The sequence below is a fragment of the Rhodobacter sp. NSM genome, from assembly GCF_052244495.1.
Taxonomy (GTDB): Bacteria; Pseudomonadota; Alphaproteobacteria; order Rhodobacterales; family Rhodobacteraceae; genus Cereibacter_A.
The window spans coordinates 273,809-294,284 of the sequence record NZ_JBQPXH010000005.1 but is presented as its reverse complement, the minus strand read 5'-3'; the positions used below and the strand labels follow the sequence as shown (position 1 = coordinate 294,284).

19 protein-coding genes are annotated in these 20,476 nt (G+C 68.4%); 12 read left to right on the top strand and 7 right to left on the bottom strand.

Annotated features, from left to right (window positions below):
* Positions 1–132 precede the first annotated feature (132 nt).
* Both ACTVZP_RS12970 and ACTVZP_RS12965 read right to left on the bottom strand, forming a co-directional pair.
* The gene (locus tag ACTVZP_RS12970; protein WP_443212568.1) at positions 133–471 is read right to left on the bottom strand and encodes a DUF1330 domain-containing protein; all 339 of its coding nucleotides are present in this window, start codon (positions 469–471) and stop codon (positions 133–135) included.
* Positions 468–890: a hypothetical protein gene (locus tag ACTVZP_RS12965; protein ID WP_443212567.1), complete on the bottom strand. Its 423-nt coding sequence runs from the start codon at positions 888–890 to the stop codon at positions 468–470. The genes ACTVZP_RS12970 and ACTVZP_RS12965 overlap by 4 nt, the downstream gene beginning before the upstream one ends.
* 135 nt (positions 891–1,025) lie before the next feature.
* Here ACTVZP_RS12965 and ACTVZP_RS12960 point away from each other — a divergent pair, with 135 nt between their 5' ends.
* The 3 genes from ACTVZP_RS12960 (at position 1,026) to ACTVZP_RS12950 (ending at position 3,229) form a co-directional block, all read left to right on the top strand.
* Positions 1,026–1,787 (top strand): helix-turn-helix domain-containing protein, encoded by a 762-nt coding sequence (locus tag ACTVZP_RS12960; protein WP_443212566.1) that lies wholly within the window; start codon positions 1,026–1,028, stop codon positions 1,785–1,787.
* 25 nt (positions 1,788–1,812) lie between these two features.
* Positions 1,813–2,007 carry a hypothetical protein gene (locus ACTVZP_RS12955; RefSeq protein ID WP_443212565.1) on the top strand — a complete coding sequence of 65 codons (195 nt, stop codon included), beginning with the start codon at positions 1,813–1,815 and terminating at the stop codon, positions 2,005–2,007.
* 508 nt (positions 2,008–2,515) lie between these two features.
* Positions 2,516–3,229, top strand: a complete 714-nt coding sequence (locus tag ACTVZP_RS12950) for a helix-hairpin-helix domain-containing protein (RefSeq protein WP_443212564.1) — start codon at positions 2,516–2,518, stop codon at positions 3,227–3,229.
* Here ACTVZP_RS12950 and ACTVZP_RS12945 read toward each other — a convergent pair.
* The 3 genes from ACTVZP_RS12945 to ACTVZP_RS12935 form a co-directional block, all read right to left on the bottom strand.
* Positions 3,213–4,283, bottom strand: coding sequence for a 2,3-butanediol dehydrogenase (locus ACTVZP_RS12945; protein WP_443212563.1), 1,071 nt, complete (start codon positions 4,281–4,283; stop codon positions 3,213–3,215). The genes ACTVZP_RS12950 and ACTVZP_RS12945 overlap by 17 nt on opposite strands.
* Before the next feature lie 57 nt (positions 4,284–4,340).
* The gene (locus ACTVZP_RS12940) at positions 4,341–6,140 is read right to left on the bottom strand and encodes an NAD(P)-binding domain-containing protein (RefSeq protein ID WP_443212562.1); all 1,800 of its coding nucleotides are present in this window, start codon (positions 6,138–6,140) and stop codon (positions 4,341–4,343) included.
* Positions 6,141–6,283: 143 nt separating this feature from the next.
* Positions 6,284–8,044, bottom strand: a complete 1,761-nt coding sequence (locus ACTVZP_RS12935; protein ID WP_443212561.1) for a sigma-54-dependent Fis family transcriptional regulator — start codon at positions 8,042–8,044, stop codon at positions 6,284–6,286.
* A gap of 445 nt (positions 8,045–8,489) precedes the next feature.
* Here ACTVZP_RS12935 and ACTVZP_RS12930 point away from each other — a divergent pair, with 445 nt between their 5' ends.
* Entirely contained in the window at positions 8,490–8,984 is a 495-nt protein-coding gene (locus ACTVZP_RS12930) for an IS66 family transposase (protein WP_443212606.1), read from the top strand.
* A 340-nt stretch (positions 8,985–9,324) separates the two neighbouring features.
* On the opposite strand, the gene hemT is transcribed toward ACTVZP_RS12930, so the two are convergent.
* Positions 9,325–10,548: a 5-aminolevulinic acid synthase HemT gene (gene hemT / locus ACTVZP_RS12925; RefSeq protein ID WP_443212560.1), complete on the bottom strand. Its 1,224-nt coding sequence runs from the start codon at positions 10,546–10,548 to the stop codon at positions 9,325–9,327.
* 406 nt (positions 10,549–10,954) lie between these two features.
* Here hemT and ccoG point away from each other — a divergent pair, with 406 nt between their 5' ends.
* The 3 genes from ccoG (at position 10,955) to ACTVZP_RS12910 (ending at position 14,596) form a co-directional block, all read left to right on the top strand.
* Complete coding sequence (ccoG, locus tag ACTVZP_RS12920) at positions 10,955–12,364, top strand: cytochrome c oxidase accessory protein CcoG (RefSeq protein ID WP_443212559.1); 1,410 nt, start codon at positions 10,955–10,957, stop codon at positions 12,362–12,364.
* A gap of 130 nt (positions 12,365–12,494) precedes the next feature.
* Positions 12,495–13,865 carry an aminotransferase-like domain-containing protein gene (locus ACTVZP_RS12915; protein WP_443212558.1) on the top strand — a complete coding sequence of 457 codons (1,371 nt, stop codon included), beginning with the start codon at positions 12,495–12,497 and terminating at the stop codon, positions 13,863–13,865.
* Positions 13,866–14,071: 206 nt separating this feature from the next.
* On the top strand, positions 14,072–14,596 hold the full coding sequence (locus tag ACTVZP_RS12910; RefSeq protein WP_443212557.1) for a hypothetical protein: 525 nt from the start codon (positions 14,072–14,074) through the stop codon (positions 14,594–14,596).
* Here ACTVZP_RS12910 and ACTVZP_RS12905 read toward each other — a convergent pair.
* The gene (locus ACTVZP_RS12905; protein WP_443212556.1) at positions 14,526–15,821 is read right to left on the bottom strand and encodes a cation:proton antiporter; all 1,296 of its coding nucleotides are present in this window, start codon (positions 15,819–15,821) and stop codon (positions 14,526–14,528) included. The two genes, ACTVZP_RS12910 and ACTVZP_RS12905, sit on opposite strands and share 71 nt — an antisense overlap.
* A gap of 152 nt (positions 15,822–15,973) precedes the next feature.
* Between ACTVZP_RS12905 and ACTVZP_RS12900 the strand changes: the two genes are divergently transcribed.
* From ACTVZP_RS12900 to ACTVZP_RS12880, 5 genes are read left to right on the top strand one after another with little or no spacing between them, the layout of a single operon-like run.
* Positions 15,974–17,137, top strand: a complete 1,164-nt coding sequence (locus ACTVZP_RS12900) for an ABC transporter substrate-binding protein (protein ID WP_443212555.1) — start codon at positions 15,974–15,976, stop codon at positions 17,135–17,137.
* 37 nt (positions 17,138–17,174) lie between these two features.
* Complete coding sequence (locus ACTVZP_RS12895) at positions 17,175–18,092, top strand: branched-chain amino acid ABC transporter permease (protein WP_443212554.1); 918 nt, start codon at positions 17,175–17,177, stop codon at positions 18,090–18,092.
* Positions 18,089–19,030 carry a branched-chain amino acid ABC transporter permease gene (locus tag ACTVZP_RS12890; protein WP_443212553.1) on the top strand — a complete coding sequence of 314 codons (942 nt, stop codon included), beginning with the start codon at positions 18,089–18,091 and terminating at the stop codon, positions 19,028–19,030. Before ACTVZP_RS12895 ends, ACTVZP_RS12890 begins: the two co-directional genes overlap by 4 nt.
* Entirely contained in the window at positions 19,027–19,779 is a 753-nt protein-coding gene (locus tag ACTVZP_RS12885; protein ID WP_443212552.1) for an ABC transporter ATP-binding protein, read from the top strand. The genes ACTVZP_RS12890 and ACTVZP_RS12885 overlap by 4 nt, the downstream gene beginning before the upstream one ends.
* The gene (locus ACTVZP_RS12880) at positions 19,779–20,471 is read left to right on the top strand and encodes an ABC transporter ATP-binding protein (protein WP_443212551.1); all 693 of its coding nucleotides are present in this window, start codon (positions 19,779–19,781) and stop codon (positions 20,469–20,471) included. The genes ACTVZP_RS12885 and ACTVZP_RS12880 overlap by 1 nt, the downstream gene beginning before the upstream one ends.
* Positions 20,472–20,476 lie beyond the last annotated feature (5 nt).

Below are 20,476 nucleotides of genomic sequence, written 5' to 3'. Positions count from 1 at the left end.
CAGGCCACACCCATGCCGCGCTTCCCCCCGCGACCGCGAGGGGACCATAGCGGGCGCCCAACGCAAAGAGACGCGATTGATGAACATGGCCGGCGGCGGACGTCCTGCGCCGCGGGCCGCTTGACCCGAGGCTCAGCTCTCGACCGGTCCGGCCGACAGGATGTCGGTCGCCCTGTGATCCGCATCCACGCCGTCGATCAGGAACACGTCGCCCTCGCTGTTGCGCAGGCGGAGCGGCAGGATCGCCTGATAGGCGTCCGATCCGTACCAGCCTCGGGCGCGTTCGAGGTCGGGGAAGGCGATGACGATGAGATCACCCGGGAACGCCCCCTCCAGCACCTGCGGCGTGGCGCCGTGGATGATGAACCGCCCGCCGAAGGGCGCGAGCGTGGCGTCGATGCCGGTGAGGTAGGCGACGATGTCGGCGCCCGTCTCGACCCGGTGCAGATGTCCGATGGCATAGGCGGTCATGCGGTTTCTCCATTGCGGCCGGAACGTATGATGCCATCGTTCCGATGGAGCGCCCGTGCCTCTGCGAGGGCCAGACCGGCGACGGCGAGCGCCTGCAGGACGAGGAAGGCCCAGCCGGTTGCATTCGGCGTTACCAGGCGCGTCAAGGGCAGCAGCAGACTGATCGCGACCCAGAGGCCATTGCCCCAGATCACGACACGCGCCGCCCAGCGGGGCACGCAGGTCCTTCGGGCCTGCAGCGCCATGAACCCGGCCACCGGAAGCAGGGCAAGACCGGCGCCGAACAGCAGGTGTGGCGGCAACTGCGTCAGCTGCGCGATGGGCTCAGCTGCCAGCGTCAGCAGCCCGGCCATGGCCGTGCAGGTCGCGGCATCCAGCGCCAGCAGCGTCTGAAGCGAGAGCGAAGGGGTGGGTCTCATGATCGGCTCCTTTGTGGATCGTCGCCAACTCCGGCAGCGTCCCCTCGATCATCCGCACCGCATCGGGATCGGTCGATTACCTTGCAGGTAATTGTCGCTCCGGGAGCCTGCGCTAGCTTTGCGATCATGGCCCGGATGACCGACAGCGCAGGGGACCTCATCCGCCAGTGGCGTCAGCGCCGCGGGTTGAGCCAGCTTGCGCTGGCCGCGAATGCGACGATCTCGCAGCGGCATCTGAGCTTCGTCGAATCCGGCCGGTCGCGCCCGAGCCGGGACATGGTGCTGCATCTGGGCGAGCATCTCGGCGTGCCGCTGCGCGAGCGCAACGTGATGCTGACGGCGGCCGGCTTCGCACCCTATTATCCGCAGAGCGCGCTTGCGGCCCCGGAGATGCGCAGGGTCCGCGACCTCATCCAGCGGCTGATCGACGGCCACATGCCGCATCCGGCGCTGGCCGTTGACCGGCACTGGACGCTGATCGCGGCGAACGCTGCGGTCCAGGCGCTGCTTGCCGGCGTCGCGCCGCATCTGCTGGCGGGCGAGGTGAACGTCCTGCGCCTCAGCCTGCATCCCGAGGGGCTGGCGCCGCGCATCCTGAACCTGCGGGAATGGCGGCACCATCTGCTGACGCGGCTGAGCCACGATATCGAGGTCTCGGCCGATCCGGCGCTCGCGGCGCTGCGCGAGGAGCTGGCGGCGATGCCCATGCCGGCGGCCAAGGGCCCCGAGCACTTCGCCCCGGCGCGGGAGGCCCGCATTGCCGTCCCGTTGCGGCTGCAGACCGAGGCCGGTCCGGTGTCCTATCTCAGCACCACCACCGTCTTCGGCACCGCCACCGACATCGCCCTGTCCGAGGTGACGATCGAGGCATTCTTCCCAACCGACGCGGGAACATGAAATGGCACGGACCGGAGGGCGCCGGTTGCCGAGAAGAAGGTTCCTGGCGATCGTCGATGTCTCGCGATGCGCCGCTGGCTCTGTCGTCCGCCGCCTGATGGACGCATGCTTCGTCGGCACCGCCCGCGTCATGCCGCAGCCCGGTGATTTCTACGGCGGCTGGGTTACGCCCAACCTCGACGGTATCCCCAAGGGCGGCCCGGGCACCAACCACTGGTGAGTGCGGCGGACGTATTGAGCGCTGCACGTTCGCGAGCGGCTTCGTCCCGAGGCTGCTCGCAACATTTGCCGCACCTCGCGTGCGGCTGCGTCAGGTGATCGAGCATCAGGCGCTGGCCGGCGGTTTCCGTGCGGATCCTCGTCCGCCTTTACCGCGCTGGCACCGCCAGGATTCCGACTTTCTCATGGCGGTACGGCAACCTTCCAGAGCGTGCCGTATACCGGCCTCACTTGCAGTCGACAGGTCCAGCCCGGCGGTCCGGGCATCCCGCGTAAACACCTCGCAGGGTCCTTGCCACGATCTCAATATCCGGATCCGACTTGCTGGCAGAGCCGCACGACCGCTCTGCGGACGCGATGAACCGCGCGACTCGCTCCATATCCGGTTCGATCGACTGGTTCCGCGGCGTGGCGCGGCGACGAGGCATATCACGAGACCCATGGCTGTCCCCGCGACGCTGACGATTGTCTGCTCGTATCCTGTCATCCCTGCCCCTCGGCCGCTCCTGGTGCCACAGGTAACATGGTCCACTCCGCGCGGTGTTTCGGCCGGCGCGTGGATCACCGCCGCCGGCACCTGGATCAATGACCGCACCCACGGGCTGCAGCTGAAGGCGCGGTTCCTGAAGGCCGCGGCACCGTCCTCGCTGGCGGGCATCGAGAGGTTTCTCGGCTCGGGCATGATCCGTGGCATCGGCCCGGTCTATGTGAAGCGGCTCGTGCAGGCCTTCGGCAAGGAGGTCTTCGACATCATCGAGGCCGCGCCCGACCGCCTTCGCGAGGTCGGCGGCATCGGCCCGCCGCGCGCGGCGAAGATCATCGCCGGCTGGGCGGACCAGAAGGCCACGCGCGAGATCATGGTCTTCCTCCGCGACCACGGCGTCGGCACCGCCCGCATCTACAAGACCTGCAGCCGCGAGGCGGTCGAGGTGATGACCGCAAACCCCTATCGGCTGGCCGGGGACATCCGCGGCATCGGCTTCCGCACCGCCGACATCATTGCGGGCAAGCTCGGGATCGAGCCCACGGCGAAGGTCCGCGTCCGTACGGGCATCGCCTACGCGCTGACCAAGGGGATGGGCGACGGCCAATGCGGCCTGCCGATGGAGGATTTGACGACGCTGGCGGGAAAGCTGCTGGAGATGCCCGGAACGCTGGCCGGCCATCGCGCACACGAGACGACCGGCCAGCCGAGCGCTTGGCCGCTCATCCCGGGGGAGTGACCATGATCTTGACCTGCGACTTGTCGGCCAGCAGCTTCTCGAAGCCCTTCTCGACCACGTCGTCAAGCGCAATCCGGTCGGTCACCAGATCCTCGGCTCGGAAGTAGCCGCGCTGCATCAAGGCCATGACGGACGGGTAGACATGGCGATAGGCGATGATCCCGCGCATCGTGCGTTCCTTGATCACCAGCGTGTTGGGCTGGAACGAGGCGGTGCTCTCCCAGATGCTGACGATGACGATCTCGCCGCCGGGGTGGGTCGCAGCGATGCACTGCGACAGGACCGAGGGCACGCCCGCCACCTCGAAGGCCACATCGACCCCGCCCCCCGAGGCCGCGGCGATCGCCTCGACCACGTCGCCCGCCGCGGGATCGTGAACGGCCGCGCCCAGCGATTCCGCGCGGCCCCGGCGCACGGCCGAGGTTTCGACCGCGTGGATGGCGGCCGCGCCCGCGGCCTTCAGCGCCTCGATCACCATGAGGCCGATGGGCCCGGTGCCGAAGACGGCGGCCGTGTCGCCCGCCTTCAGCCCGCTCTGGCGAACCGCATGAAGCGCCACGGCGGCCGGCTCGACCAGCGCGCCCTGCTCCCATGACAGGTCATCCGGCATCCGGTGCAGCATGTGCTCGCCCACCACGGTGAACTGCGAGAACCCGCCGCCGCCGCCCGACAGGCCGTGAAAGCCCAGCAGCGGGCTGAGGTTGTAGCGCTCCATCAGATAGGCGCCGTCGCGGTTGGGCGACAGGATCGGCTCGATCGCCACCCGGTCGCCCGGCTTGACGCGGGTGACCCTGGGGCCGACCTCGACCACCTCTCCGGCGAATTCGTGCCCCATCACGATCGGCGCGCGGTCGCCGCTGATCGGGTGCGGGGCCTCGACCGGAATGAAGATCGGCCCGGCGGCGTATTCGTGCAGGTCACTGCCGCAGATGCCGCAGGCGGCGACCTTCACCCGCACGTCATGCGGGTCGCGCAGCTCCGGAACCGGCACGTCCTCGACGCGAAGATCGCGGGCCTTGTGCCAGACGGCTGCGCGCATGGTGCTGTCACTCATCTCTGCCTCCTCGTGGATGCGGGAACCCGGGCCGGGACCGGCCCGGGTGCTGCGGTGTCAGCCGAGGTGGTGAACCTCCTGCAGGCCGTAGACCGAAACGGGCAGCCCCTCCATCCGGGCCTTCAGCTGCAGCGCGAGGAACTGCGAGTAGTGCCGCGACTGGTGCAGGTTGCCGCCGTGGAACCACAGCCCTTCCTGTTGCGTCGGCTTCCACATGTTGCGCTGCTCGCCCTCCCACGGGCCGGGGTCCTTGGGCGTGTTCGAGCCGAGGCCCCAGCACTTGCCCACCTTGTCGGCCACGTCCTGCCCGATCAGGTCCGCCGCCCAGCCATTCATCGAGCCGTAGCCGGTGGTATAGACGATCAGGTCGGCCTCGAGCTTCGTGCCGTCCTCGAGGATCAGCCCGTCCTCGACCACCTCGCGGACCTGGCCGTGCGCCAGCTTGATCTCACCGTCGATGATCAGCTGGCTCGCGCCGATGTCGATGTAATAGCCCGATCCGCGGCGCAGGTACTTCATGAACAGGCCGGACCCGTCGGCGCCCCAGTCGAGCCAGAAGCCCGCCCGCTCCAGCCCCTCGTAGAACTCCTTGTCGCGCTCCTTCATCTGCTCGTAGAGCGGGATCTGGAACTCGTGCAGGATGGCATAGGGGACCGAGGCGAAGATCAGGTCGGCCTTTTCGGTGGTGACGCCGTTCTGCACCGCCTGCTCGGAATAGAGCCCGCCCAGCCCGATCTCCATCAGCGTGTCCGAGCGCACGATGTGTGTCGAGGTGCGCTGCACCATGGTCACGTCGGCCCCGTGCTCCCACAGCGCGGCGGCGATGTCATGGGCCGAGTTGTTGGAACCCACGATCACGCATTTCTTCCCGGCATAGGCATCGGGACCGGGGTGCTTCGAGGAATGGTGCTGGTCGCCCCGGAACGTCTCCATCCCGGGGAAGGTGGGCAGGTTCGCCTTGCCCGACATGCCGGTGGCCAGCACCAGCTGCTTCGGCTTCAGCGTGACCTCCTGCCCGTCGCGGTCCACGACGACCGTCCATTCCTTCGTGGTCTCGTCATAGCTCGCCTTCCGGCAGGTGGTGCGCGTCCAGTAGTTCAGCTCCATCACCCGCGTGTACATCTCGAGCCAGTCGCCGATCTTGTCCTTGGGGCTGAAGACGGGCCAGTTCTCGGGGAACTTGATGTAGGGCAGGTGGTCGTACCAGACCGGGTCATGCAGGCAGAGCGACTTGTAGCGGTTGCGCCAGCTGTCGCCGGGGCGGTCGTTCTTCTCGACGATGATGGTCGGCACGCCCAGCTGACGCAGCCGCGCGCCGAGCGCGATGCCGCCCTGTCCGCCGCCGACGATGAGCACATAGGGCTGCTTCGTGTAGCCCAGCTCGCGCTCCTCGGCCTCGCGCTCCTCCTTCCAGGTGGTGCGGTTGCGGGCGGCGCCGTGCTTGGCGCCGAGCGGCCGGGCAAAGCCCTTCGGTTCCTCGTGGCCCTTCAGCTCGGCCATCGTGGTCAAGAGCGTCCAGATCTTGCCGTCCTTCAGCCGCATCAGGCCATAGCCGCGCGCGAGATCGGTTTCGAAGGTGATCCAGGCGGTGGTGACACCGCCCTCTTCGGAGGGGATCTCGTGTTCCGCCAGGTCCCAGCCCCGCGGCTTCGTCGTCGCAAGCTGGTGGCGCAGCATGTCGGCCACCTGCTCGCGGCCCTCGACGGTCTTGATGTTCCAGGTGAAGGTCACGAGATCGCGCCAGTAGCACTCGTCGGCGAACATCGCGACAGCGCGCTCGATGTCGCCCTGTTCCAGGGCATCGCCGAAGGCCGACAGGACCTCGCGCGTGAGATCGGCAGCGGTTGTGTCCAGCATCTTTTCCTCCCGTTGATGAATCTCCCGATCATGAGGCTGACGCAGGACAGGGCAGGGCAGCCAGCAAAATCGCGACAGTCTGCCGCATCCGGTTTCGGAAACGGGCGCTGGCGTTGCGCGCGCAACGGCCCGCAACGCGCCGCCTAGTCCGGTAGCGTCAGCCCCAGCCGGCGCATCCGCCGCATCACGGTCGAGCGGTTGACGCCCAGCCGCCGGGCCGCGCGCGCCATGTTCCAGTCGCTGGCCGCAAGAACCGCGTGCAGGTCGTCGTCGGGATCGGATCGCGCGGCGGGCGACAGGGCGGGCGGCGGCAGTTCGCACAGGTCGATGACGCGCCCCTCGGCCAGCGCCACCGCGACATCCAGCGCATGTTCCAGCTCGCGGATGTTACCCGGCCAGGGGCGCGCCTTCAGTTCCGCGCGCGCGGCCGGCGACAACTGCCAGTCGCCCGCGTTCCGGCGGGCCAGCAGGCGATCCAGCAGCCAGTCGAAATCCCGCCGGTGTCGCAGCGGAGGCAGGCGCAGCGTCACCCCTGCCAGCCGGAAGAACAGATCGCCGCGAAAGTCGCCCTGCCGGCACGCCGCGGAAAGATCGCCACGGCTGGCCGAGATCACGCGCAGCTCCCCCGCTCCCGACAGCGCCGACAGCAGGGCCGCCTGCGCCTCGGAGCCCAGATCCTCGGGGCCGTCGAGGAACAGGGTAGCGGGGCGGCCCAGCCCCGAAAGCGTGTCGGCCAGCCGCGCCGCATCGAGCCCCGCGCAGACGACATGCCGGAACGGCCGCTCGCCCGCCGCGCAGACATGGATCGCACGGGCCAGCCGTTCCTTGCCGGTGCCGGTCTCGCCCGCGATGAGCAGCGGCACCCGCGTGGGCGCCAGCCGTGCGGCCTCGGCCAGCAGGCGTTGCAGGGCGGGGTCGGGTCCGGCAAAGCTGGACAGGGCGCCGGGAAGGTCGTGCAGGGTCCGGCGGGTTAGCTTGTGCGCGGCCTGCGGCGCGATCGCATGGCCGAAGAGCCCCCGCCCGTCCTTCACCCGCAGCACCCGTTCCTCGGTCGGGCGGCCGCGCATCAGATCGGGCAGGTCGTCGACCGACAGATCCATCAGAGCGTCGATCCGCTGCCCGATCAGCGGCAGGTTGGACCCGTCCGGCGCGAGGAACCCGCGCGCCGCGCCCGTCACCCCGATGATCCGCCCCGACCCGTCCAGCGCCACCGCCGCCTCGGGATCGACCTCGAGGAACTCTGGCGTCGACGAGAACCGCAGCACCCAGTCGCGCCGCGTCATCGCCATCAGGTTCGCCATCTCGACGCGCCGTGCCGAGGCGCGGACAAGGTTCATCGCAAGGTTCTGGCTGGCCTTGGGCGCCGGAGAGCGCAGCAGGGAAATGTCGAGCACCGCCGCCAGCGACCCGCAGGTGTCGTAGATTGGCGCCGCCGTGCAGGACAGGGGCGTGTGCGCCAGCCCGAAGTGATCGGTCTGGTGGATGGTCACCGCCTCGCCGGTCACGATACAGGCGCCCACGCCGCAGGTTCCGGCGAGGTTCTCGGACCAGTGCGAGCCGAGATAGAGCCCCGCGGCGCGCAGCTCGTCCTCGAACCGCGGGTCGCCGAAGAAATCGACGGTAACGCCCTTGGCATTGGCCAGAAGCAGAACGTAGTTCTGCCCCGCCACCTGCCGGAACAGCGCCTGAAGTCCCGAGCGCGCGATGGCGATCAGCCGCTCGGCCTCTTCGCGGTGTTCACGCAGTTCGGTCGCGGTGACGATGTGGGCCGGCTCGGCGCGGGTTGGGTCCATGCCGTAGGTCTCGACACAGCGCCGCCACGACGCGGCCACGAGGCCATCGCGTCCGGTCGCAATGCCCTTCAGAACGCGATCTATCTCGGCAACGTGGTCGATATCGCGCAAGGGCGCCCTCCCTCATTGGCCGCTCGCAAGCCTAGGAACAGGCGCGTGTCCCGATCAAGACCGGCAATGGTCGGATATGCGCCACAGCCGCGCGATCCTCCTTGCCAAGCTGTGCCTGGGAGGAGGCAAGTCAGCGTCATGGCGCCATGTCTGGCATCGGCAACGGGTAGGACCGACGTGAGGCGGGATCTGCAGGCCTGAAGCGGCGGGCATCATCATCTGCCACTGCAGCTGCGGCGGGGAAGACCACTCCGAGCGGCTCGATGTGACGCCAGCGCAGTTCCGGCTGATCGTCACGATCCGCCCCTGGCTTACGCCTGCCCGAAGGGCTGCGTCGGCATCCGCCAGGCCCCGCCGGCACCGGCGCTGATCGGGGGAGGCCTGGCGACGTTCGCCATTGTGCTCGAACCAATGGTGCATCAATGGCTCACCACTGCTTGCGCATGTGGCGGTGGCCTGGTTCGCCGACCACCTGCCGCTATACCGCCAAAGGCAGACCATCGCGCGGCGGGGCGTCGGAACCGATCGCTCGACCCTCGCCGACTGGATGGTCAAGGTCAGCTTCCACCTCGCCCCGATCGTCGCCCGGATGGCCGAGGTCCTGAGGCTCTCGGGCCAGCTTTTCGCCGATGCGCCGAGGGGGCGCCAGTGGCGCCGCGCAAGCCCGAAGGACACGATGCCGGCGCTGGACCCCGGCGCTCGCAAGACGAAGAAGGGCTTCATCTGGGCGACGCTGCGGGACGACCGGCCATGGGGCGGATCGGATCTGTCAGGCGTCGTTCGGTATGTCCCTCGAACCAGTGGCGGCGCATCCCTCACTCGCCTACGCCCCCGGCCGCGCCGGCATCCACGCCGAAGAGAGGCTGAAGGGCTTCGGTGGCATACTGCAAGTGGATGGCAACCAGGGCTACAACCGCCTCACCGACGGCCGCCGGGCTAGCTTCAGCTTAAGCTGCAATCGATCGCCAGCCCGACCCGCCGGGAGCCACCGCAACAGCGTTCCCAATGGGGAAACCCATCGCTTACGAAGCAACCGAGCGAGCGCGTGCCGCAGATCCGTCGCTAAACTCAGGCAGACTTTTTTGCCGCCATTTAACCCGGCAGCACACTCTCGCAAACCTGTCGTCCACCTGCCCCGGCAGAGGGGCGGGATCCTCTCGATTTGCGAAGCCGGCTGCCCAATGACGACAGTCGACGAGGTAATGGCGCTGCGGCCTGAGCCTTGGCGTTGCGTGAAAGAGGTGGCGGCCGAGCCGCCACCGGCCGTTCGACCGTCCTGCCTAAGCGGCTCGCCTCGGCTGGATCCACCCGAGATCCTTGCCGACGGCGAGGAGCGCCTCGACCAGCGCCTCCATGTGGGACTGGGTATGGAAGGGGGTCGGTGTCAGCCGAAGCCGCTCCTGACCCCGAGCTACGGTCGGATAGTTGATCGGCTGGACGTAGATCGCATGGCGCGCCAGCAGATCCTCGCTGATGCTACGGCAGAGATGCGCCTCGCCCACCATCACGGGAAGGATGTGGCTGGGCGTGTCGAGAACCGGGATGCCGGCCTTCTGCAGCATGGCCTTGAGGCGGACGGCGTTCTCCGCCTGCCGGCGGCGCTCGTCTGGGTGGGCCTTCACATGCCGGACTGCCGCAAGGGCGCCAGCCGCGAGGTGCGGGCAGATCGAGGTGGTGAAGATGAAACTGTCGGACATGCTGCGGATCACGTCGATCAGCAGGGACGGGCCGCTGACATAGCCGCCCATCACGCCGAAGGCCTTGGCGAGCGTGCCCTCGATGATCGTCACCCGGTCCGCCAGCCCGTCGCGGTCGCTGATGCCGCCGCCCCGCGGGCCGTAGAGGCCGACCGCGTGAACCTCGTCGAGATAGGTCAGCGCGCCATGCCGCTCGGCCACGTCGCAGATCTCGGCTATGGGGGCGATGTCGCCGTCCATGCTGTAGACGCTTTCAAAAGCCACGACCTTGGGGCGCGCCGGATCAATCGACGAGAGCAACTGGTCGAGGTGACCGGGATCATTGTGGCGGAAGATGAAGCGCTCGGCACCCGACCTGCGGATGCCCTCGATCATCGAGTTGTGGTTCAGCGCATCCGAGAATATCGCACAATCGGGCAGCACCTTGCCCAGCGTCCCCAAGGCGGCGAGGTTGGAGATCCACCCCGAGGTGAAGATGAGCGCGGACTCCTTGCCGTGCAGATCCGCAAGTTCCGCCTCAAGCGCGACGTGCTGCCGGTTCGTGCCCGAGATGTTGCGTGTGCCTCCGGTGCCGGCGCCCGAGAGGTCGATCGACCGGTGCATCGCGGCAAGGACCTCGGCGTTCTGTCCCATGCCAAGGTAGTCGTTGCTGCACCAGACCGTGACGCGCTTGGTCCGCCCGTCCGGGCCATGCCAGAGCGCGGTCGGGAACTCCCCGGCAATGCGCTCGAGTTCGGCGAACGTCCTGTACCGCCCGTCCAGCCGCATATCGTCGATCAGCTTCTGGAAGTGCTGAGAGAACTCCATGTGGATCACCTCATGTTGGAGTTACACGCATGGCGGCTTGTATGGTTCTGACAGCCGCGCGTCGGCTATTTGTATGGCTACAATACCCGCTGTTTCAACGGACATTTTGCCGCTACTTCGACCGATGCCCGGCTGATGGCCGATAAACCACCTGCTTCTGTTGCAGAAACTCGTCTCTGCGCGAGCCTGCGGTCAAGGGGGGGCAGTGGTGGAACCATACATTGCGCCGCGCTGTGTATGGGTGTAGGCATGGCCCGTGTCGTGAGTCTCTGTTCAACCTGACGCATCCGACTGGCGGTCCCAGCCCTTGCGTCCGGCCTGCGTTCCCAGTGCGCCATCCGTCCGGAAGCGGCACCCGATCCTCCGCCGGCGTTCCGAACGATCCGGCCGCACCGAGAAGCGAACCATGAGCGAGCCCCTCTACGCCCCGCGAACACCCATCGTTCCCCGCCAGGTCTCCGGCGCCTTTCGAACGGCCAAATGGTGGATCCTGGCGGTCAGCCTTGGGATCTACCTCCTCTTGCCCTGGCTGCGCTGGGACCGGGGCCCGAACCTTCCCGACCAGGCGGTGCTGATCGACATCGCCAGCCGACGCTTCTTCCTCTTCGGGATCCAGATCTGGCCGCACGAGTTCTACTTCGTCGCCGGCCTGCTGATCATGGCCGGCCTCGGGCTGTTCCTTTTCACCTCGGCCGCCGGGCGCGTCTGGTGCGGATATGCCTGCCCGCAGACGGTATGGACCGACCTCTTCCTGCTCGTCGAGCGCCGCATCGAGGGCGACCGGAACGCGCAGATCCGGCTGCACCGGCAGGCGTGGACCGCCGAGAAGGTCTGGAAGCGCCTTGTGAAGTGGAGTGGCTGGGCCGTGATCTCGCTGCTGACCGGCGGCGCCTGGGTCTTCTACTTCGCGGACGCACCGACCCTGCTGCAAGGGCTCGTGACCCTGACGGCGCACCCGGTCGCCTGGATCACGATCTTCGTCCTGACCAGCACGACGTTTGTCTTTGCCGGCTTCATGCGCGAGCAGATCTGCATCTACGCCTGTCCGTGGCCGCGCATTCAGGCAGCCCTGATGGACGAGGAAACGATCACCGTGGCCTACCGCGACTGGCGGGGCGAACCGAGAGGCAAGCGCAGCGAGACGGCCAGCGGCGACTGCATCGACTGCATGGCCTGCGTCAACGTCTGCCCCATGGGCATTGACATCCGCGAGGGTCAGCAGATGGCCTGCATCACCTGTGGCCTGTGCATCGACGCCTGCGACGACACGATGGACCGGATCGGGCGGCCCCGCGGGCTGATCGGCTATCTTGCCCTGAGCGACGAGAATCTGGAGCGGGCGGGTGACGCCCCGAAACCCGTCTGGAAGCGGCTCTTCCGCCCGCGGACGTCGCTTTATGCCGCGCTCTGGGCAGGTGTCGGAGTGATGTTGATCGCGGCGCTGCTGCTGCGCCCCGCGGTGGATCTGGCCGTCGCTCCGGTGCGCAATCCCTTGTTCGTGACCCTGTCCGACGGAAGCATCCGCAACGCATACGAACTGCGGCTGCGCAACATGAGGGGCGAGGATCGTCGGTTCCGGCTGACCGTCGACGGGCCCGCAGGGCTTCGGCCAAGCATCGAAGGCAGCGGGGGGCTGGACGTGCTTGTCGCAGCCAACGCCACAGGGCTGGTGCGCCTCTACCTCACCGCGGCGCCGGGTTCGGAACCGGCCGCCGGCGCCCTGACCGACATCGAGTTCCGGCTGCAAGACGCCGGGGGTTCGAAGGGCGGTTCGGTCGCCGCAGTGAAAGCGGTGTTTCACGGCTCGGGGTCCTGATGCCTCGCGCTCGCCGGGGGCGGCCGTCCTGCCTGTCCAGCCCCAGTGCGGCGCTGCGGCACCCTGGCGCCCGATTGCCCGACATCCGGCTTCGGGCGTAGGGTCAATCACCCCACAACAGGAGAGGCACATGTGGCGGCCGCATCTCGTCGACACGGCGCGACTGAAATACCTGGGCATCGTCGATGCGCTCGAGGCCGACATCCGGGCCGGACGGGTCACGCCCGGCGAGAGGCTTCCGCCCCAGCGCGCCATCGCCGAGGCCTTGGGCGTTGACCTGACCACGGTGACCAGAGCCCTCAACGAGGCGCAGCGCCGCGGGCTCGTCTCGGCACAGGTCGGCCGCGGAACCTTCGTGCGCGACGAGCCCGCCGGCGACGAGGGCGGCGGCACCCCTCTCGATCTCAGCATGAACATTCCGCCGCAACCCGCCGAGCCCGATCTGAGGCGGATCCTGCCTCAGGGCATCGCGGCCATCCTGACGAGCCCGCGCGGCACTCTCGCCATGCACTATCAGGAAAGCACCGGCGCGCCGGCGGATCGCGCCGCCGCCGCCTCCTGGCTGGCCGGGCGCGTGGCCGGTGCCGCCGCCGACAGGATCGTGGTGACCAGCGGCGCTCAGGCCGCGCTCTTCGCCATCTGCGCGCTGCTGCTCGGGCCCGGCGATCTCGTAGCGGCCGGCGCGGTGACCTATCCGGGCCTGAAGGCGGTCGCGGCGCAGCAGGGACTTGACCTGGCGCCGGTGGCGATGGACGAGCGGGGAATCCTCCCCGAGGCGTTCGAGGCGGTTTGCCGCGAGCGGGCGCCGAAGCTGCTCTACCTCATCCCCTCGATCGACAACCCGACGACAGCGACATTGCCTGCCGACCGTCGCAGGGAGGTCGCGTCCGTGGCCCGCCGCTACGGCGTCATGCTGATCGAAGACGACCCGTACGCGCCGCTTCGCACCGAACACCTGCCTGCGCTGGCCGAGCTTGAGCCGGAGCTGACTTGGCACATCGCTACCCTGTCGAAATGCGCCACCCCGGCGCTGCGCGTGGCCTACGTCCTGGCTCCCACCCCCATTGCGGCAGTTCGGCTGGCGACGGTGCTGCGGTCGAGCGTGCTGATGGCTCCCCCGCTTCTGGCGGCCCTCGCCACCCGCTGGATCACCGACGGGACGCTGGACGACCTCGCCGTTGCGATCCGCACCGAAAATCGCGAGCGCCAGAACCTGGCAGCGTCGATCTTCGTGGGGCTTGATTTTGCCGCCGATCCCGAAGGGCACCATCTCTGGCTGCGCCTGCCCAAGCGCTGGCGTGCGGCGGAGTTCGCCGACCACGCCGAGCGCGCGGGTCTCGCCATCGTCCCGGCCTCTGCTTTTGCCGTCTCGCCCCTACCGGCCGAAGCCGTGCGGATCTCGCTCGGCATAGCTCCCGATCGCGACGTGCTTGAGGAAGGGCTTGCGCAACTCTCGGGTCTTCTCGCCCAGCCGGCGCTTGGTTCCCGGGCCGTTGTCTGAACTGTCTGGCGGTCGGGCCTCAGCCAGTCAGCCGGCCCGTTCGGTCGCGGGATTTGGTCGAGCCTGAAGGCGGGTCATGGGCACTCCTCCGAGGGTCATGGCCTCATGCTGAGCCAATGCATACGAAGCTCGCGCGATTCCCGATCTTTCGGGCGCGCTGCAGCGGGGCGCCGGCAGCTTCGACGCGCATCGGTCGAGGCCCGACGATGCGAACGATCGTCGCGTCCTTTGCGAAGATGCCGATGACACCGGCGCGCCTCTGTGACATTTCCAGCGCGATCCTTGGCGAGGGGGGTGCGGACCTCGGCGTGGGTGTCGGGCGGGCCGCGATGATCGTCACCGTGTCGACCGACGGAGAGCGCGACACCCCCGCCGCGCTGGCGGAGGCCGCGGAAACGGTCGGCGCCAGTGGTGACTGGCTCTGGCTCACCGGTGCCCCCCGCGGCACAGGTCCGCTGCTCGACGCCCGGCGCTTTCCGCCCGGCACGATCGAGTCGCACGATCCCACCTCCCTGGTCGGCCAGCCCTGCCTTGGCCGCTTCACACGCGAGATCGGGCCGGCGGATCCTGACAGCCTGATTGCGCTCGCCCGGGCGCAACTGTCAGGCGCCGAGGGGATTACAGATGCGCGTCCGGGTTCGCTCCGGAAGGGCCTCGACGTTACTGGTCGCCCGGCTGCCGGACGTCGTCGAGCCTCCGCATCACGGGCGTCACCAGAACGCCGTGCATGACGATGGACAGGATCACCACGAGGCAGACGGTCATCCAGAGATACCCTGCCTGACCGAATTCTGCGGCTCCCATAGCGTAGGCCAGATAGTAGAACGATCCCAACCCGCGTATGCCGAAGAAGGCGATGGCCATCTTCTCGCGCCACGGACAGCGGTGGCCCACGAGGCTCAGCCCGGCGCAGACCGGCCTTGCCACGAAGAGGATCAGGAGCGCCGCCGTCACGACACGGCCGTCAATGGCCGCGAAGACCGAACCCTCGGCGACGGCCGCGCCGAAGCAGACCAGCAGCACCATCATCAGCAGGCGCTCGATCTGTTCGGTGAAGGAATGCAGCTCCGTCAGATACTCGTGCTCGCGCTCGACCGCACGAAGAACGAGCGCCGCGACGAAGACCGCGATGAAGCCGTACCCCTCGACACTTTCGGCAAGCCCGTAGCTGAGGAAGGTGGCGCCGATCGCGACGAAGCCGTCCCGGCTCGCGGCAAGCGAGGCCTGAACCGGCAGACGGAAGGTCACATAGCCGAGCATCGCCCCGGTCACACCGCCGACGACGAGCCCGGCAAGCAGGCGCCAGGCCACGTCGATCAGGAGCCAGTCCCGGACTTCCGCCGCGAGCCCGCCGCCCGCCGCCAGCGCGATGGCGAGATAGACGAAGGGAAAGGCCAGGCCGTCGTTCAGGCCCGCTTCCGAGGTAAGCGCGAAGCGGACGTCATCCTCGACGCCCTCGCGCGGCGCGCCGACCTGGACGTTGCTGGCCAGGACCGGATCGGTCGGTGCCAGCACGGCACCGAGCAGGAGCGCCGCGGCAGGCGCAAGCCCAAGCACCTGCCACCCGAGGAAGGCGACCGATGCGATGGTCAGCGGCATGGCGATGCCAAGCAGCCTCCACGTCAGGATCCAGCTCCGCAAGCCGATGGGCCGGTCCAGCTTCAGCCCGGCGCCCATCAGCGCCACGATGACGACGAGTTCCGTCAGGCGCTCGGTCAGCTTGAGGTTCTCCAGCGGGTTGCGCTGAAGGATGTCGCGGGCGGGAGACATGCCGATCAGCGCGCCAATGGCGATGCAGATGATCGGCAGCGTGAGCGGAGCATCCTTGAGGATGACGGGTAGCCAGGCCGTCAGCAGGGTGATCGCGCCGAAGAGCACGAAAAGGGCGATGTGGGTTTCCAGGCGGTGCCTCCATCCGAAGAGCTTTTGCCGAGGGTGAACCGCCTCACCTGCCATCTGTTCGGGCGTCCCGGTCGTTCTGTGGCCGGGCGATCCGTCGCCCTCTCCGTTTCCATGTTGCGCGAAGGGTTCCGATCGCCCAGAAAAAGCGGAAGGCCTGCGTCGCGGAGCGGCGCCAGAAGCGGCCGTTCCAACGAGGGAGAAACGGAATGAAGCGGATCACCAGGATTTCGGCCCTGTCGGCGGGGCTGGCGCTCGCGGCGGCGCCGGCGCTGGCCGAGGGCATAAAGGTGGGCGTCATGGTGACGCTCTCGGGCTCGGCCGCGGTTCTGGGCGAGCAGGGGCGCGACGGCTTCCTTCTGGCGCTCGAGGAACTCGGCGGCAAGCTCGGCGGCCTCGAGGCCGAGGTCGTGGTGGTGGACGACGAGCTGAAGCCCGACGTGGCCGTGAATCGGGCGCGCGAACTGGTGGACTCCCATGGTGTCGATGTCGTCGTGGGCGCGATGTATTCGAACGTGCAGATGGCGATCACCGGGCCGCTGACCGAGGCGGGCGTCTTCGTCCTCTCGCCCAATCCGGGCCCCTCGGCGCTGGCGGGGGCGGGCTGCAACCCGAATTTCTTCGCCGTCTCCTACCAGAACGACCAACCCGACGAGGTGGTGGGCACCTATGTCAGCGGCAAGGCCGGGCGCGTCTTCCTGATCGCGCCGAACTACCAGGCGGGCAAGGACCATCTCACCGGCTTCAAGCGCACCTATTCGGGCGAGGTGGCCGAGGAGCTATACGTGCCGCTGGACCAGATGGACTATTCGGCCGAGCTTGCGCAGATCGCAGCGGCCGCTCCGGAGGCGGTCTATGCCTTCATGCCGGGCGGGCTGGGCGTGAACTTCGTGCGCCAGTATCGGCAGGCGGGGCTGGAATCGATCCCCTTCTACTCGACCTTCACCGTGGACGAGGTGACGCTGCCCGCGCAGAAGAAGGATGCGGTCGGCTTCTACTCCGGTGGCGACTGGGCGCCCGATCTCGACACCGGGAAGAACCGGGCCTTCGTCGCAGCCTTTGAGGCGAAATACGACCGGGTGCCGGCCTCCTATGCGGCCCATGCCTATGACGCGGCCTACCTGCTCGACGCAGCCGTCAAGGCGGTGGGCGGCGATCTGTCGGACAAGGACGCGCTGCGCGCAGCGCTGAAGGCCGCCGAATTCGAGAGCGTGCGCGGCGACTTCGCCTTCGGCGCCAACCACTTCCCGCTGCAGGACTTCTACGTCACGCAGGTGGCCGAACGTCCTGACGGGAAGTTCCAGACCCAGATCGTCGAGAAAGTGCTCGAAAAACCCGTCGATGCCTACGCGGCCGAATGCCCGATGAAGTGAGACCGGGGGCGAATGCCCCCACAAGTCAGGCCCCGCAATGACCAACCTCCTGATCCTGCAGGGCCTGAACGGGCTTCAGTTCGGCATCCTGCTGTTCCTTGTCGCGGCAGGGCTGACGCTGGTCTTCGGGGTGATGGATGTCATCAACCTCGCGCATGGCTCGCAATACATGGTCGGCGCCTATCTGGCGGCGGCCTTTACGGGGCTGACGGGCAGTTTCCTCCTCGGGCTCGTCTGCGCGGTCCCGCTTGCGCTCGGTTTCGGACTTCTCCTCGAACGGCTGGTGATCCGACGGCTTTACGACCGGAGCCACCTCGATCAGGTGCTGGTGACCTTCGGGCTCATGCTCATGCTGAACGAGGGCGTGCGGCTTCTCTGGGGGTCGGCGCCGATCTCGGTCGAGATGCCCGAGGCGCTTTCGGGTTCGATCCCGGTCTGGGGCAACCTGCGCTATCCGGTCTACCGGCTCGCGATCCTCGCGGCGGGGCTTGCGGTGGCGGTCGGGCTCTGGTGGGCGATCCATCGGACGCGCGTGGGGATGCTGCTCCGCGCCGGCGCCTCGAACCGCGAGATGGTCTCGGCGCTCGGCACCGACATCAACCGCCTGTTCCTCCTGGTCTTCGGCGCGGGCGCGATGCTTGCGGGTTTTGCCGGCGCGATGATGGTTCCCGTCGTCTCGGCCGAGCCCGACATGGGTGACACGGTGCTCATCCTGACCTTCGTGGTCATCGTGATCGGCGGCATCGGGTCGATCCGCGGGGCCTTCGTGGCATCGCTGCTCGTGGGGCTCGTGGACACGCTCGGCCGGACCTTCGGGCCGATCCTCCTGCGCAGCCTGATGGAGCCCGATGCGGCGAGCCAGGCGGGCCGGACGCTGGCGCCGATGCTGATCTATATCCTGATGGCGGCGATCCTCGCCTTCCGGCCTGCGGGCCTCTTCCCGGTGCGGACATGAGGCTTGCCCTGTCCGACCGGGTCATGGGCGGGCTTTTCCTCCTGCTTCTGCCGATGCCCGCGCTCTTCGCAGCGCTGGGAGAGCCGTTCCTGACGGTCGTGCTCACCCGCGCGCTGATCTTCGCCATCGCGGCTCTGTCGCTCGACCTGATCCTCGGCTTCGGCGCGATGGTCTCCTTCGGTCATGCGGCCTATCTGGGGATCGGGGCCTATGCCGCCGGCATCCTCGCCGCGAACGGCGTGACCGGGCTGGAATGGCAGGTGCCGGTGGCGCTGGTGGCGGCGGCTCTCTTCGCGCTGATCACCGGGGCGATCTCGCTTCGGACGCGGGGGGTGCATTTCATCATGATCACGCTCGCCTTCGGGCAGATGGCCTTCTTCCTGATGAGCTCGCTCTCGGCCTATGGCGGCGATGACGGCATGACGCTCGCCGCGCGCTCGACGCTCTTCGGGGCCGAGCTTCTCGGCGGGCCCTGGCGCTTCTTCTACACGACGCTCGCGGCTCTGGGTCTCCTCTGGCTCGGGCTGCGGGTCGTTACGCGATCGCGCTTCGGGCGGGTGCTGGCGGGCACGCGCGAGAACGAGATCCGGATGCAGGCCATCGGCTTCTCGCCCTTCGGCTACCGCCTGACGGCCTATGCGCTCTCGGGCATGATCGCGGCACTGGCGGGGGTGCTGCTGGCCAACCACGCCTCCTTCGTCTCGCCCTCCTACATGGGCTGGGCGCGGTCAGGAGAGATGATCGCCATGGTGGTGCTCGGGGGCATGGGAACCCTCACGGGCCCCGTGCTGGGGGCGCTGGCCTTCATCCTCTCCGAAGAGGTCCTTGCGCGCATGACGACCCACTGGCGGCTGCCCTTCGGCGCGGCCGTGGTGCTGGCCGTGCTCTTCACCCGCGGCGGGCTTCTCGGTGCCTTGCGGGGCAGGGGGCGCGGATGACGCCCGCGCTCTCGGTTCAGGGTCTCACCAGGAGCTTCGGCGCGCTGAAGGTGAGCGACGCCATCGGCTTCGACCTGGCGCCCGGCGAGATCCACGCCATCATTGGGCCGAACGGCGCGGGCAAGACCACGCTCATCCACCAGCTCTCGGGCAGCCTCGCGCCCGATGCGGGGCGCATCCTGCTCGGGAGCGAGGACATCACCGGGCTCTCCATGGCCGCGCGCGCGCGGCGGGGTCTTGCGCGGTCCTTCCAGATCACCTCGATCCTCGCGGGCTTCACCGCGCTCGAAAACGTGGCCCTTGCGGTTCAGGCGCGCTCCGGATCAAGCTTTCGCTTCCTGCGTCCGGCCGCCTCCGAGCGGGCGCTGAACGAGGCCGCGGCATCGGCGCTCGCCGCGGCAGGTCTCGCAGGGGCCGAGGGGCGGCAGGCGGGCACGCTCTCGCATGGCGAGAAGCGCCAGCTCGAGATCGCCATCGCGCTCGCCATGGAGCCGAAGGTGCTGCTGCTCGACGAACCGCTGGCCGGCACCGGTCACCGCGAGAGCGCGGCGCTGCTCGACCTGATCGCGGGGCTCAAGGGGCGCCTTTCGATCGTGCTGATCGAACACGACATGGAGGCCGTCTTCACGCTGGCCGACCGGATCAGCGTGCTCGTCTACGGCCGGATGATCGCGACCGGCCGCCCCGATGAGATCCGGGCGGATCCCGAGGTGCGCGCGGCCTATCTCGGCGACGGGGAGGCGGGCTGATGTTCCTCCGCCTCCAGGGGATCTTCGCGGGCTACGGCGGCTCGCAGGTGCTGGCGGGGATCGACCTCGGCATCGCTGTGGGCGAGGCGGTGGCGCTGCTCGGCCGCAACGGGATGGGCAAGACCACGACGGTGCGGACGATCTTCGGCCTCCTTTGTCCCACCGCGGGCCGGATCGAGATCGCGGGGCAGGACATGACCGGCGCACCGCCGTTCGCGATGGCGAGGGCGGGCCTCGGCCTCGTGCCAGAGGGGCGGCAGATCTTTCCCACGCTCAGCGTCGAGGAGAACCTGATCGCCACCGCCCGTGGTGGCGGGATCTGGGATCTCGGCCGCGTCTACGACCTCTTCCCGCGGCTGGCCGAGCGGCGCAGGCACGGCGGCAACGAGCTCTCCGGAGGAGAGCAGCAGATGCTGGCCATCGGGCGCGCTCTGATGACGAACCCGCGGCTTCTCGTGCTCGACGAGGCGACAGAAGGCCTCGCGCCGCTGATCCGGGCCGAGATCTGGGGCTGTCTGGGAAGGCTCCGGGCCGAAGGGATTGCGATCCTCGTGATCGACAAGAACATCGGCGCGCTGTCGCGGCTCGTCGACCGTCATGTGGTTATCGAGCGCGGCCGCCTCGTCTGGCAGGGCACGAGCGCGGATCTTGCCGCCGAGCCGCGCGTCCGGGAGCGGTTCCTGCACGTCTGACGGAG